Origin of the sequence: Devosia lacusdianchii (assembly GCF_022429625.1) — a bacterium.
In the GTDB taxonomy this organism is placed as follows: Bacteria; Pseudomonadota; Alphaproteobacteria; order Rhizobiales; family Devosiaceae; genus Devosia; species Devosia lacusdianchii.
In genome coordinates this window covers 270,911-284,249 of the sequence record NZ_CP092483.1, presented here as the reverse complement: position 1 = coordinate 284,249, position 13,339 = coordinate 270,911, and the positions used below count along the sequence as shown (strand labels likewise).

Genomic DNA, 13,339 nt, shown 5'->3' with positions numbered 1-13,339 from the left:
TGTGCGTGATTCCGGCCTGCGCTGGAATGACATTCAGGGTGGGACGGCTGAACCGAAAGCGCCCAAAGTGAACACTCCCCTTCGAGAGATATGGCATCAGGCCATCGCCTGACAACTATTTTAAACGCCGTTCATTTTTTCTATTGAACGTCGTTCAGAACCTGCTACAACGAGATTGTGAACGGCGTTCAATAACGCTGTCGAGGAGACGATCCCGATGTTTAACGTACTCAAGACCCTGATGACCGGCGCCAGCGCCCGGGCCGATGAGGCGCTGACCGACCACTTCGCCATCGACCTCATCGAGCAGAAGGTCCGCGAGGCCCATGCAGGTCTCGGCGGCGCCAAGAATACGCTGGCGAGCCTCATCATCCGCCAGCGCAACGAAGAGCGGCACGTCGCCCGCCTCGACCAGGAAATCGGCGATCTCGAACGCCGCACCAGCCTGGCCCTTGCCGATGGGCAGGACGAACTGGCGGCGGAAGCTGCCGCCGCCATCGCCGAATTGACCAATGAGCGCGCCGTTCGCCAGGCCACCTGTGCCCAATTGGTTCAGCGCGTCGTGCGCACCCAGGCCTCCGTCGCCAAGGCCAATCGCCGGCTGATCGATCTGCGCCAGGGCATGATCAGCGCCCGGGCCATCGATGCCGAGCGCCGCGCCCAGCGCAGCCTCAATCGCTCGATCGGCAACAGCACCGCCATGCAGGATGCCGAGGCGCTGATCAAGCGGGTGATGAACCAGGACGATCCGCTCGAAGAGAGCGACGTGCTCGACGAAATCGACGCCGGCCTCAACGGCGCCTCGGTCCGCGACCGGCTGGCCCAGGCCGGCTATGGCGACCGCACCCGCGTCACCGGCGGCGACATCCTCGCCCGCCTCAAGGCCGCCCAAGCGCCCAAGACCAACGAATAGACCCGACTGAAACGCACCCTCACACTGGAGATTTTGAAATGAACGACAATACCAACAGCACTTACGTCGTCTTCAACGCCGCTTCCGTCATCGCCGCCGTCGCCCTGCTCTGCATCTCGCTGTGGCTGGCGCCGGTCGACCTCTCGACCAAGGGCTATTGGGGCATGGGTGTGCTCTGGCTCGGCGGCAGCCTGGTCAACCTGGTCAAGTACCGCATGGACGACCGGCAGGCCCGCGAGGCGCTGACCCGCCTTGAAAATGCCAAGAACGAAAAGCTCATCAAGGACTATGTCGTCGGCGCTGCCTGACCTCCCGCCTGATGACACGGCCCCGCGCTCTGAGCGCGGGGCTAACCTATTTCGTAGGGCACAATGGAGCGCCGATCGGCAGGGACGCTGATCGTTGCTGCTAGCGGCGGCACCGAGCGTTGCGGGCAGGCCCGGCGCTCGCAGATGCGGCAAGAGATGCCGATAGGGTTGAAGCTGGCGCGGGCGACGTCGATATCGTTGCCATAAACCGTGCGGTTGGCGTGGCTGATTTCGCAACCCAGGGCATAGGCATAGCGCCGCGTTGTGCCGTGATAGCCGCCGCTGCGCTTCTCGACCGACCAGGCCAGGCACAAATAGCGATTGCCGTCAGGCGTCTCGGCCAGTTGCCGGATAATCTCGCCCCGCGCTTCGAAGGCCCGGTGCACGTTCCACAGCGGGCAGGCGCCGCCGAAGCGGGCAAATTGCAATGCCGTCGCCGAGTGCCGCTTGGTAATTGTCCCTGCCGCATCCACCCGTGCGAAAAAGAACGGCACGCCGCGCTCCCGCGGCCGCTGCATGGTGGAGAGGCGATGGGCGACCTGTTCGAGACTGGCGCCGAACAGGTGCCCAAGCTCCTCGATATCATAGCGATGCGCCTCTGCCGCCTTGAGAAAGGCGCCGTAGGGCATTTGCAGCGCGCCAGCGAAATAATTGCTCAGCCCCATGCGCGCGATCGAGCGAGCCTCGGCGGTCTTGAAACTGGCCGCGTCTAGAAGCTGTCCCAGCAGCGTTGTCTGTTCCATGCCGGCCAGATGCCCGGCGATCTGGAAAAATTGCGTCGCCGGCTCCAGCCGCGCATTGATGGCGAGCGTCCGTGTCGAGCGGTCGTAATCCTTGATGAGATCAGGTCGCGTCGGCGCGGTCAGCACCACCCGCAGGTCATGCGCCTCGCCGCAATAGGCGATCAACCGCGCCAGCCGATCCTGACCGAACTCCCCCAGCTCGCCCGCCAGGGCCTCGGCCGCGCGATCGAGCGGATCGATATAGTTGTCGGCATAGTGGAAGAAGTCGCGCACTTCCTCATAGGCCGTCTGCATGCCCGCCTGCGGATCGCGCGTCAGCACGGCATCGACGCTGGCCAGCCGCTCATTGCTTTTGCGGTAGCTCTCGTAGAGCTGCAGCATGGCCCGCGCCATGTCAGGCGCGTTGGACGCCACGGTCTTGAGCTCCTGCAGGTTGAGCACCCCTTCGCCGAAGACCGGGTCGGCCAACGCCTCGCGCAGATCAGCCACCAGCCGGTCGGAGGCATCGGTCATCAACTCGCTGAGGTCGAGGTTGAAGCCATCGGCCAGCGCCAGCATCACCGAGGCGGTCAGTGGCCGCTGGTTGGATTCGAGCTGGTTGACGTAAGAGGCGGAAATATCAAGCCGCGCCGCCAGCTCGCCCTGGGTCAGCTTGTGCTGGTTGCGCAGCGCCCGCAAACGGGCACCGGCAAAGATCTTGCGCGCCGCCATATTCACAACTCCACAATATCACAGGTTTGAGTTTGTGTGATTGTAACAGCCGCGCTCTTTGCCGTCTTGGGCAATTGTGGGCAAGGCGCTAGTCTGACCGCAGCAAACCGGAGGTGTGCATGCAGAAAATCATCAGCATGCTGGAAGAAAAGCGCGCGCAAGCTCGGCTTGGCGGCGGGCAGCGGCGCATCGATACCCAGCATGGCAAGGGCAAGCTCACCGCGCGCGAACGTCTCGATGTGCTGCTCGATCCGGGCAGCTTTGAAGAATACGACATGTTCGTCACCCACCGGGCGGTGGATTTCGGCATGGCCGAGACCATTATTCCCGGCGACGGCGTCGTTACCGGTTGGGGCACGATCGAGGGACGGCTGGTCTATGTATTCAGCCAGGATTTCACGGTCTTCGGCGGCTCGCTCAGCGAGACCCACGCCAAAAAAATATGCAAAATCATGGACCTGGCGCTGCAGAACGGTGCGCCTGTCATCGGCCTCAATGATTCCGGCGGCGCGCGCATCCAAGAGGGTGTAGCCTCGCTGGGCGGCTATGCCGACGTATTCTGGCGCAATGTGCAGGCGTCCGGCGCGGTGCCGCAGATCTCGGTCATCATGGGCCCCTGCGCCGGTGGCGCGGTCTATTCCCCCGCCATGACCGACTTCATCTACATGGTCAAAGACACCAGCTACATGTTCGTGACCGGACCTGACGTCGTGAAAACCGTTACGAATGAGACGGTTACGCAGGAAGAACTCGGCGGCGCCTCGACCCACACCAAGATTTCCTCGGTGGCCGACGCCGCCTTCGACAACGATATCGAGACCCTGCTCGAAGTCCGGCGCCTGTTCGGCTTCCTGCCCCTCGCCGCCGGTCAGAAGCCGCCGCGCCTGCCCAGCCACGATCCGATCGACCGCGGCGATGCCAGCCTCGACACCATCATCCCCGACAGCGCCAACAAGCCCTATGACATGCGCGAGGTGATCGAGAAGGTCGCCGACGAGGGTGACTTCCTCGAAATCCAGAAGGATCACGCCGGCAATATCCTATGTGGCTTCATCCGTCTTGACGGTCATCCCGTCGGCGTCGTCGCCAACCAGCCTTTGGTGCTGGCCGGGTGCCTCGATATCAACGCCTCCAAGAAAGCCGCTCGCTTCATCCGCTTCTGCGACAGCTTTGAAATCCCCATCCTGACCTTTGTCGACGTGCCCGGCTTCCTGCCTGGCGTGGCGCAGGAATATGGCGGCATCATCAAGCATGGCGCGAAGCTCCTCTTCGCCTATGCGGAAGCCACCGTGCCGCTGGTCACCGTCATCACCCGCAAAGCCTATGGCGGCGCCTACGACGTGATGGCGAGCAAACACATCAAGGCCGACGTGAACTACGCTTGGCCCTCCGCCGAAATCGCCGTGATGGGCGCCAAGGGCGCAACGGAAATCCTCTATCGCTCGGAACTGGGTGACAAGGACAAGATCGCCCAGCGCACGGCGGACTACGAGGCACGGTTCGCCAACCCATTCGTGGCAGCCGAACGCGGCTTCATCGACGACGTGATCATGCCGCACGGCACGCGACGGCGGGTGATCCGGGCGTTCTCGACGCTGCGGCACAAGCAGCACGCCATGCCCAAGAAGAAGCACGACAACATTCCGCTGTGAGGGGGTGAGCATGGCCGACGAAAAAGACGTCTCTCGATACGATCTTGCGCCGATCATGGCCTATCTAGAGAGCTTCGGTGCCGGACGAATTTCTACCGCCAAGCAAATGATAGCTGGCACAGCGGCCCTACTATTTTTACTCGTCAACTTCGTGGGTACGGTGATCGACAAGCCGGACATTTTTTCCACCGTAGAGAAGCTAGGTGTCGCTGCTGGTCTTGTTGCAGGTCTTGCATCACTGCTGCTTGGCTTCTGGAACCTCAGGATCGAGACCAAATATCACGACCTTTCGGCGGCTCTTATGGCAGCTGTAAAGGCCAAAGACCAAGACCGGAGAGAGCTGGTCAACGCCAAGATTGTCAAGTTGGCGGCCCAGCCTCTTTTCAAATCGCGCGAACGAATTGTCATCAATTCTGTTGCTGTGTCGGTTGTCGCAAGCACAGCAGCGTTCCTTTTGATTGTGTTTTGATATGATCACCAAACTCCTCATCGCCAACCGCGGCGAAATCGCCTGCCGTGTCATCAAGACGGCCAAGCGCATGGGCATTGCTACCGTAGCGGTCTATTCCGATGCCGATCGTGAGGCCCTGCATGTGCGCATGGCCGACGAGGCAGTCCATATCGGGCCCTCATCGGCCAAGGACTCGTACCTCCAGATCGACAAGATCATCGCCGCCTGCCAGCAGACCGGCGCGCAGGCCGTCCATCCCGGCTATGGCTTCCTGTCGGAAAACCCGAAATTTGCCGAGGCGCTGGAAGCAGCCGGGATCATCTTTGTCGGGCCGCCGGTGAAAGCCATCAAGGCGATGGGCGACAAGATCACGTCCAAGAAACTGGCGGCTGAAGCGGGGGTCTCGACCGTGCCCGGCCATATGGGCCTGATCGACGACGCCGAGCACGCCGTCACGATCTCAAAGTCCATCGGCTATCCGGTCATGATCAAGGCCTCGGCCGGCGGTGGCGGCAAGGGCATGCGCATTGCCCACAATGATGCCGAGGCACGCGAGGGTTTCGAACGCTCCAAGTCCGAGGCCGCGTCGTCGTTCGGCGATGATCGCATCTTCATCGAAAAATTCGTCACCGAGCCGCGCCATATCGAAATCCAGCTCATCGGCGACCAACACGGCAACGTGCTCTATCTCAACGAGCGCGAATGCTCGATTCAGCGCCGCAACCAGAAGGTCATCGAGGAGGCGCCCTCGCCATTTCTCGACGCGGCGACGCGGCGGGCGATGGGCGAACAGGCGGTCGCGCTGGCCAAGGCGGTGGGTTACACCAGCGCGGGCACGGTGGAGTTCATCGTCGATGGCGAGCGGAACTTCTATTTCCTCGAAATGAACACGCGGCTACAGGTGGAGCATCCGGTGACCGAGCTGATCACCGGGCTCGACCTGGTGGAGCTGATGATCCGCGTGGCCAATGGCGAGGCGCTGCCGCTGACGCAGGACGAGGTGCAGCTCAACGGCTGGGCGATGGAGAGCCGGCTTTATGCCGAGGACCCCTATCGCAATTTTCTGCCCTCGACCGGGCGGCTGACGCGCTATCGTCCGCCGGAGGAATTCGCCAGCCCTGATATGGCGGTGCGCAACGATACCGGGGTGTTCGAGGGCGGGGAGATTTCCACCTTCTACGATCCGATGATCGCCAAGCTCTGCACCTGGGCGTCGACGCGGCTCGAGGCGATCGACGCCATGGCAACGGCGCTGGACAGCTTTGAGGTCGAAGGGGTAGGCAATAACCTGCCGTTCCTGTCGACGGTGATGGACCAGGAGCGGTTCCGCGAGGGGCAGCTGACGACGGGTTACATTGCCGAGGAATTTCCGGAGGGGTTCCAAGGTGCAACGCTGAACGCAACCGAGATCGAGCGTGTCGCGGCCGCAGCCGCGCTTTTGTACGGCCAAAAGCAGCTTAATCAGATCGCGCCGGAGGATAGATGGTTTAGGGGCCCGCAAACCTATTTTGCGCTGGCGATCGTGCTGGCCGGTGATCGCTTCGATCTTGTTGTCGAGTATTTAGCCGTGAATCGCCGATGGCAGGTCAGTCGCACTGACAAGAACCAGCCTGCACTCTCAGCGATGGTCACCTGGAGCGAAACGATGCGACTGGCCACGCTCACGTGGGCGGATAGGCCGGGCCGTAGATTTGTTCTCAAGGTCGAAAAGACGGCCAGCGGATACCGAATCAGGCATGGCGGTGCAGATTTCAAAGTGATGGTACTGCAGCCGCATGTCGCTGACCTGCTGCCGCTGATGCCGGTCAAGGTGCCGCCGGACATGAGCCGGTTCCTGCTGTGCCCGATGCCGGGGCAGGTGGTGCGGGTGGACGTGGTTGAGGGCGAGATCGTCGAGGACGGGCAGGTGCTGGCCGTGGTCGAGGCGATGAAGATGGAAAACGTGCTCAAGGCGCAGAAGCGGGCGCGGGTGAGCAAGGTGCATGTGTCGGCCGGTGCCGTGCTGGCGGTGGACCAGGTCATGGTCGAGTTCGAGGCGGTGTGATGAGCGACAAGCCGAACTTCGCCCATTGGGCCGCTCTCGCCCAGAAGGAACTGCGCGACGTCCCATTGTCGTCCCTCGATCGCGACTATGGCGGCATCCCCGTCCAGCCCGTCTATTTCGGTGACGATGCCGAAATCCCGGGGGCCGAGCCGTTCACCCGGGGCGTGCGAGCGACGATGTATGCCAATCGGCCCTGGACCATAAGGCAATATGCTGGGTTTTCGACGGCGCGGGAGAGTAATGCCTTCTATCGCCAGGCGCTGGAGAAGGGGCAGAAGGGGCTGTCGGTGGCCTTCGATCTGGCCACTCATCGGGGGTATGACTCAGACCATCCGCGGGTGATCGGCGATGTCGGCAAGGCGGGCGTGGCGATCGACAGCGTCGAGGACATGAAGATCCTGTTCGACGGCATTCCGCTCGATCAGATGAGTGTGAGCATGACCATGAACGGGGCGGTGATCCCCGTACTGGCGATGTTCATCGTCGCGGCGGAAGAGCAGGGGGTGAGCCAGGGTCAGCTCGAGGGGACGATCCAGAACGACATTCTCAAGGAGTTCATGGTCCGCAATACCTATATCTATCCGCCCGAGCCCAGTATGCGGATCGTCGGCGACATCATCGCCCACACGGCGCGGCACATGCCCAAGTTCAACTCGATCTCGATTTCGGGCTATCACATGCACGAGGCCGGGGCGACCGCCGTGCAGGAGCTGGCCTATACGCTGGCTGATGGCATGGAATATGTCCGCGCCGCCCAAGCCCGGGGCCTCGATATCGATGCCTTTGCCGGCCGGTTGAGCTTCTTCTTCGGCATCGGCATGAACTTCTTCCTCGAAGTCGCCAAGCTCCGCGCTGCCCGTCAGTTGTGGAGCGAAATCATGACCGGGCTGGGGGCAAAGGACGCGCGCTCCAAGATGCTGCGTACCCATTGCCAGACCTCGGGCGTTTCGCTGACAGAGCAGGACCCGCACAACAATATCGTGCGCACCACCATCGAGGCGCTGGCAGCGACTTTGGGCGGCACCCAGTCGCTGCATACCAATTCGTTCGACGAGGCTATCGCCCTGCCGACCGAATTTTCCAGCCGCATCGCCCGCAATACCCAGCTCATCCTGCAGCATGAATCGCGCATCACCGACGTCGTCGATCCCCTCGGCGGCTCCTACTATGTCGAGGCGCTGACCAGCCAATTGGTCGAGGAGGCCAAAAAGCTGATCGGCGAGGCCGAGGCGCAGGGCGGTATGACCAAGGCGGTGCAGTCCGGCGGCCCCAAGCTCGATATCGAAAAGGCCGCTGCCCTGCGGCAGGCCCGGGTCGATCGTGGCGAAGACGTGATTGTCGGGGTCAACCGATACCGGCTCGACGTCGAGGACGCCATCGATGTGCGCGAGATCGACAACGCCAAGGTGCGGGCCGAGCAGATTGCCCTGTTGCAGCGCATTCGCACCAGCCGCGATGAGGTCAAGTGCCAGCAGATGCTGGCGGGTTTGCGCGAATTCGCCGCCAAGGATGAAGGCAACCTGCTCGAAGCCGCCATAGAAGCCGCCCGCGCCCGCGCCACGCTAGGCGAAATCTCCTCGGCCATGGAAGACGTGTTCGGCCGCCACTCGGCCATCACCCGCGTCATCTCCGGCGTCTATGCCGGCGGCTATGGCGACGATCCGGAATTTTCCTCGATTGTCGGCCGTATCGATGCGTTCAAGGCCGCGCGCGGTCGCGCGCCCTCCATCTTCATCGCCAAGATGGGCCAGGACGGCCACGATCGCGGTGCCAAGGTCATCGCGTCAGCCTTTGCCGATCTGGGTTTTGTCGTCCATATGGGCGACCTGTTCGAGACCGCGCCGGAAGTCGCCGCCCATGTCGACGACCTCAAGGTGGATGCCGTCGGCGTCTCATCGCTCGCCGCCGGCCACAAGACGCTGGTACCGGAACTGATCGAAGCGCTGCGCGACCGTGAACTGGGCGACGTCACCGTCATCGTCGGCGGCGTCATCCCCGAACAGGATTACGACTTCCTGTTCGACGCCGGCGTCGCCGGCATTTTTGGGCCTGGCACCAATGTGTTGAGCGCTGCATTCTCGGTGCTGAGCCAAATCGAAGGAAGGCTGAGCAATCGATGATGGTTACTGCAATCCAAGATCCGGCGAAATTCCTGCAGAATCTTGCCGATCTGCACGATGCCGACGTCATTGCTGTATCGTACGATGTAGAAAGCCACCGCCTGGAAATTGAACTCGGCGACATTAGCTGGAACCTCACGGGTAAGGACGGGCTAGCTGAGCAATCGTGCACACTGATCTTTTCGGGTGTATCGGCCTTCGCTGTTTGTGCTGGTCAGGACAAATTCCACACCAGCATTGCTGCGACGGAGCCAGCGGTTATTTCGCGCGCCTATACAATTACCAAAAATGGTGTCACCCGCTTCGACATATGGATGACAACGAGCGAGCTTTGGTATGTCGAGTTCCTAACACTTGCGGCGCAGGCGGAAGTGACGTTCCCATGATCGGCCGCCTCAATCACATCGCCATCGCCGTACCCGACCTCGCGGTCGCCTCGGCGAAATACCGCGATCTGCTCGGCGCCCATGTCGGCCAGCCTCAACCCCTGCCGGAACACGGCGTCACCGTGGTCTTCATCGAGACCGGCAATACCAAGGTTGAACTGCTGGAACCGCTGGGCGAGGCGTCGCCCATTGCCGCCTTCCTCGCCAAGAACCCCGCTGGCGGCATGCATCACATCTGTTTCGAGGTGCCTGACATTCTGGCCGCCTCCGCCACGCTCACCGCCGGTGGAGCCCGCGTTCTCGGCGATGGCACGCCCAAGACTGGCGCTCATGGCAAGCCGGTGCTGTTCCTGCACCCGAAGGATTTCGACGGCACGCTGATCGAGCTCGAAGAGGTCTGACGCTTTCCCGCGCTTTCGTTTCGCCCTAGACTGGCGCAAAACGAAAGCGAGTCATGAGCGACACGACCGAACGGCACCAGGCTATTCTCGAATTGGCCCGGGCGCAGAACCGGGTCATGGTCGATGAGCTGTCGCTCCACTTCGGTGTGTCGGTCCAGACCATTCGCAAGGACTTGAACGCGCTTTGCGATCAGCGCCTGCTGACACGCCTGCATGGCGGCGCCACCCTGCCCTCCGGCGTCGAAAACCTTGAATACGAAGCGCGGCGCCGGATTGCGGCCGAAGCCAAGGATGCCATCGGGGCGGCGGCTGCGGCGCTGATCCCCAACGACGCCTCGCTGTTCATCAATATCGGCACCACGACCGAAGCCGTTAGCCAGGCGCTGCTCGATCACTCGGGCCTGCTGGTCGTCACCAACAATATCAATGTCGCCAACCGCATGCGGGTCTATCCGCGCTTTGAAGTGGTGATTGCCGGCGGCATCGTCCGCCCATCCGATGGCGGTATTGTCGGCGAGGCGGCGGCGGGCTTTTTCAGCCAGTTCAAGGTCGATTATGCGGTGATCGGCGCCTCGGCGCTCGACGAGGATGGGGCACTGCTCGACTACGACTATCGCGAGGTAACCGTGGCGCAGGCCATCATCGCCAATGCAAGGCATGTGATCCTGGTGGCCGATCAGGGCAAGTTCAAACGCTCGGCCCCGGTGCGCATTGCTCGCGTCGATCAGCTCGGCAGCTTTGTTACCGACTTCTGTCCGTCGGAGCGGTTCCGTGTCCTGTGCGAAGCGGCGGGTGTCAGCCTGATCGAAACGGCAGCCGTTCGTTAGGTAGACGCTAACCAAGCGGCGACCTGGCTTATGTTCTTAAGTCAAACATAAACCCCTTGAACCCCAGGATCATGCGACGCGGCCAGAAGGCTGGCGGAGACTGGTGGATCGGTGACTTCCAACTCAACCCATATGCCCGACAATCGCTTCGGCTGGCTCAAGCCAATTGTGTTGCCGGCGCTGCTCGCCCTGGCCGTGCTGATCGCTGGCGGCGTATTCCTTGACCGGCAGAGCGCGATCCTCAACGAGGAACGTATGCGCGCCAGCGTCCTGGCCGAGGTGGCTCTGATCCGCGCCAAGCTCGAAGGTAATATCAACAGCAATATCCAACTGGTCCGCGGGCTGGTTTCCACCATCTCGACCGAACCAGCGATGAACCAGGAGCGCTTTTCCGCTTTGGTCTCGAACCTGTTCGAGGAGCAGAGCCAGCTTCGGTCGATCGCCGCGGCGCCCGATCTCGTCATCACCATGACCTATCCGTTGGTGGGCAATGAGCGGGCGATTGGCCTCGACTATCGCGCCAATGACGCGCAGCGCGACGCGGTGCTGAGGGCCCGCGATAGCGGCAAGCTGGTGCTAGCCGGGCCGGTCGATCTGGTTCAAGGTGGGCGCGGCTTTGTCGGTCGTTTCCCGGTCTATACCGATACCCCGACAGGGCAGGTCTTCTGGGGCGTCATCTCGGCCGTCGTCGATGCCGGCCGCCTCTATGCCGATAGCGGCCTTCTCGATCGGTCTTCGACCATCAACATTTCCATCTCTGGCAAGGACGGCACCGGCGGCGCCGGCCGCATATTCTTTGGCGACGACCTGTCCGACCAGAACCCGGTGACGGCCGACGTAGTGCTTCCCGCGGGCTCCTGGCAGATTTCCGCCGTGCCCAATGGCGGCTGGGGCGCGGCACAGACCAATGCCTGGTTTCTGCGCATCGCGACGATCATTGCCGGGGCGCTGATCCTGGTTCCTATCGTCATTACCGGACGCCTGATGGGCGAGCGGCAGCAGCATTTCCGCGAGCTCAAGGCCCGCGAGGCCGATCTGGCGCGCCTGTCGCGCCGGCTTGGCCTGGCGCTGGATACGTCCAAGGTCGGGGTCTGGGAAATGGATACCGTCACCAGCGAGCTGGTGTGGGACGACCGCATGAATGAGCTCTATGGCCTGCCGGCGGATGGCGGGAAACGCGGTTACGAGGATTGGCGTGCAGCCCTGCATCCCGACGATTTCGCTCGCGCAGACCAGGATTTCGCCGATGGCATCCGCACCGGGCGCTACCAGTCCGAGTTTCGGGCCCTCCATCCCAATGGGGAGATACGCCACATCCGTACCATCGGCTCGGTCTATGCCGATCCGGGCAGCAATCCCAAAATCCTGGGCGTCAATTGGGACGTCACTGCCGACGCAGCCCATAGCGAGGAGCTGCGGCGCGCTAACCTTCTTACCGAGGCGCGCAATCGCGAACTCGAAATTGCCCGCGTCCGCATCGAGCACACAGCATTGCACGATAGCCTGACCGGACTGCCTAACCGCCGCTATCTGGACGAGGAACTCAAGCGCCACGCCGCGACCGGGTTCGAAAATACCGGCAGCATCGCCCTGCTGCATATGGACCTCGACCGCTTCAAGCAGATCAATGATACGCTGGGCCATGCCGCCGGCGACGCCATGCTCATCCACGCCAGCACGGTGCTACGCGCCAACTGCCGCGACGCCGACTTCGTCGCGCGCATCGGCGGTGATGAATTCGTGGTGCTGACCAGTGCCAGCGATGGCGACAATTATCTCGGCGCGCTGGCCGAGCGGGTGGTGCGCCAGATGCGCCAGCCGGCAACCTATGAGGGGCATGAATGCCGCTTCGGGGTCAGCATCGGCATTGCCGCCGAGCGCGGAGTCGCCATCGACGTCAAACGCCTGCTGATCAATGCCGATATCGCGCTCTACCGGGCCAAGGGCCGCGGCCGCAATCGCCACGAGTTTTTCTCAGACGTGCTGCAAGCCGAGGTGGTTAACACCAAACGGGTGGCCGACGAGATCCTCAATGGTCTCGAACGGGACGAATTCGTCGCCTATTACCAGCCCCAGTTCGATGCGCACACGCTCGACGTGGTCGGCGTCGAGGCCCTGGCGCGCTGGCGCCATCCGGTCCAGGGCATCAAGGCGCCGGACAGTTTCCTGCCCATCGCCGAAGAGCTCAACGTGGTCTCGACCATCGACCGCCTCATTCTCGAACAATCGCTGGCCGCGCTCGATCGTTGGGAGGCCATGGGGCTCGGGGTACCGCGCGCCTCGGTCAATGTCTCGCTGCGGCGGTTGCATGACGAAGACCTGATCACCGGCCTCAAGCAGCTCGATATCGCTCCGGGCCGCATATCGTTCGAGCTGGTGGAATCCATCTATCTCGACGAGGGCGATGCTATCGTCGGCTGGAACATCGACCAGATCAAGGATCTGGGCATCGATGTCGAGATCGACGATTTCGGCACCGGTTATGCCTCGATCGTGTCGCTGCAAAAGCTGCGCCCCAAGCGCCTCAAGATCGACCGCCAGCTGGTGCACCCGATCCTGACCGACGCGGCGCAGCGGCAATTGCTGATGTCGATCGTCGATATCGGCAAGTCGATGGGGATCGAGGTCATCGCCGAGGGCGTCGAGACGATGGAGCACGCAGCCATCTTGCGCGACCTCGGCTGCGATATCCTGCAGGGCTACGCGTTTTCGCGGCCGCTCAGCGCGACCGATCTCGAAGCGTTCCTCGGCGCGCAAAGCTGGCGCAAAGCGTCGTGACGTAG

The 13,339-nt window shown here is 62.4% G+C and carries 11 protein-coding genes and 1 pseudogene; 11 read left to right on the top strand and 1 reads right to left on the bottom strand.

What is annotated here, in order from left to right; translation table 11 throughout:
• The first annotated feature begins 217 nt into the window (after window positions 1-217).
• Window positions 218-913: a PspA/IM30 family protein gene (locus MF606_RS01465; protein ID WP_240231718.1), complete on the top strand. Its 696-nt coding sequence runs from the start codon at window positions 218-220 to the stop codon at window positions 911-913.
• Between the two features lie 38 nt (window positions 914-951).
• Complete coding sequence (locus MF606_RS01460) at window positions 952-1,221, top strand: YiaA/YiaB family inner membrane protein (protein WP_240231717.1); 270 nt, start codon at window positions 952-954, stop codon at window positions 1,219-1,221.
• A 41-nt stretch (window positions 1,222-1,262) separates the two neighbouring features.
• Here the strand turns inward: MF606_RS01460 and MF606_RS01455 are convergent, their stop codons facing one another.
• Window positions 1,263-2,675: a helix-turn-helix domain-containing protein gene (locus MF606_RS01455; protein ID WP_240231716.1), complete on the bottom strand. Its 1,413-nt coding sequence runs from the start codon at window positions 2,673-2,675 to the stop codon at window positions 1,263-1,265.
• 119 nt (window positions 2,676-2,794) lie between these two features.
• Here MF606_RS01455 and MF606_RS01450 point away from each other — a divergent pair, with 119 nt between their 5' ends.
• The 9 genes and pseudogenes from MF606_RS01450 (at window position 2,795) to MF606_RS01415 (ending at window position 13,334) form a co-directional block, all read left to right on the top strand.
• Complete coding sequence (locus MF606_RS01450) at window positions 2,795-4,327, top strand: acyl-CoA carboxylase subunit beta (RefSeq protein WP_240231710.1); 1,533 nt, start codon at window positions 2,795-2,797, stop codon at window positions 4,325-4,327.
• Window positions 4,328-4,337: 10 nt separating this feature from the next.
• Window positions 4,338-4,796 carry a hypothetical protein gene (locus tag MF606_RS01445; protein ID WP_240231709.1) on the top strand — a complete coding sequence of 153 codons (459 nt, stop codon included), beginning with the start codon at window positions 4,338-4,340 and terminating at the stop codon, window positions 4,794-4,796.
• A 1-nt stretch (window position 4,797) separates the two neighbouring features.
• A pseudogene (locus MF606_RS01440) lies at window positions 4,798-6,214 on the top strand (acetyl-CoA carboxylase biotin carboxylase subunit); the annotation flags it as partial.
• A gap of 86 nt (window positions 6,215-6,300) precedes the next feature.
• Window positions 6,301-6,822 (top strand): biotin/lipoyl-containing protein, encoded by a 522-nt coding sequence (locus MF606_RS21700; protein ID WP_420842270.1) that lies wholly within the window; start codon window positions 6,301-6,303, stop codon window positions 6,820-6,822.
• Window positions 6,822-8,942, top strand: a complete 2,121-nt coding sequence (gene scpA, locus MF606_RS01435; protein WP_240231707.1) for a methylmalonyl-CoA mutase — start codon at window positions 6,822-6,824, stop codon at window positions 8,940-8,942. Before MF606_RS21700 ends, scpA begins: the two co-directional genes overlap by 1 nt.
• Window positions 8,939-9,328, top strand: coding sequence for a hypothetical protein (locus tag MF606_RS01430; RefSeq protein WP_240231705.1), 390 nt, complete (start codon window positions 8,939-8,941; stop codon window positions 9,326-9,328). The genes scpA and MF606_RS01430 overlap by 4 nt, the downstream gene beginning before the upstream one ends.
• Window positions 9,325-9,729, top strand: a complete 405-nt coding sequence (mce, locus tag MF606_RS01425; protein WP_240231703.1) for a methylmalonyl-CoA epimerase — start codon at window positions 9,325-9,327, stop codon at window positions 9,727-9,729. The genes MF606_RS01430 and mce overlap by 4 nt, the downstream gene beginning before the upstream one ends.
• Window positions 9,730-9,782: 53 nt before the next feature.
• Window positions 9,783-10,556, top strand: coding sequence for a DeoR/GlpR family DNA-binding transcription regulator (locus MF606_RS01420; protein ID WP_240231702.1), 774 nt, complete (start codon window positions 9,783-9,785; stop codon window positions 10,554-10,556).
• 132 nt (window positions 10,557-10,688) lie between these two features.
• Entirely contained in the window at window positions 10,689-13,334 is a 2,646-nt protein-coding gene (locus MF606_RS01415) for a bifunctional diguanylate cyclase/phosphodiesterase (RefSeq protein ID WP_240233924.1), read from the top strand.
• The last annotated feature ends 5 nt before the right edge of the window (window positions 13,335-13,339 follow it).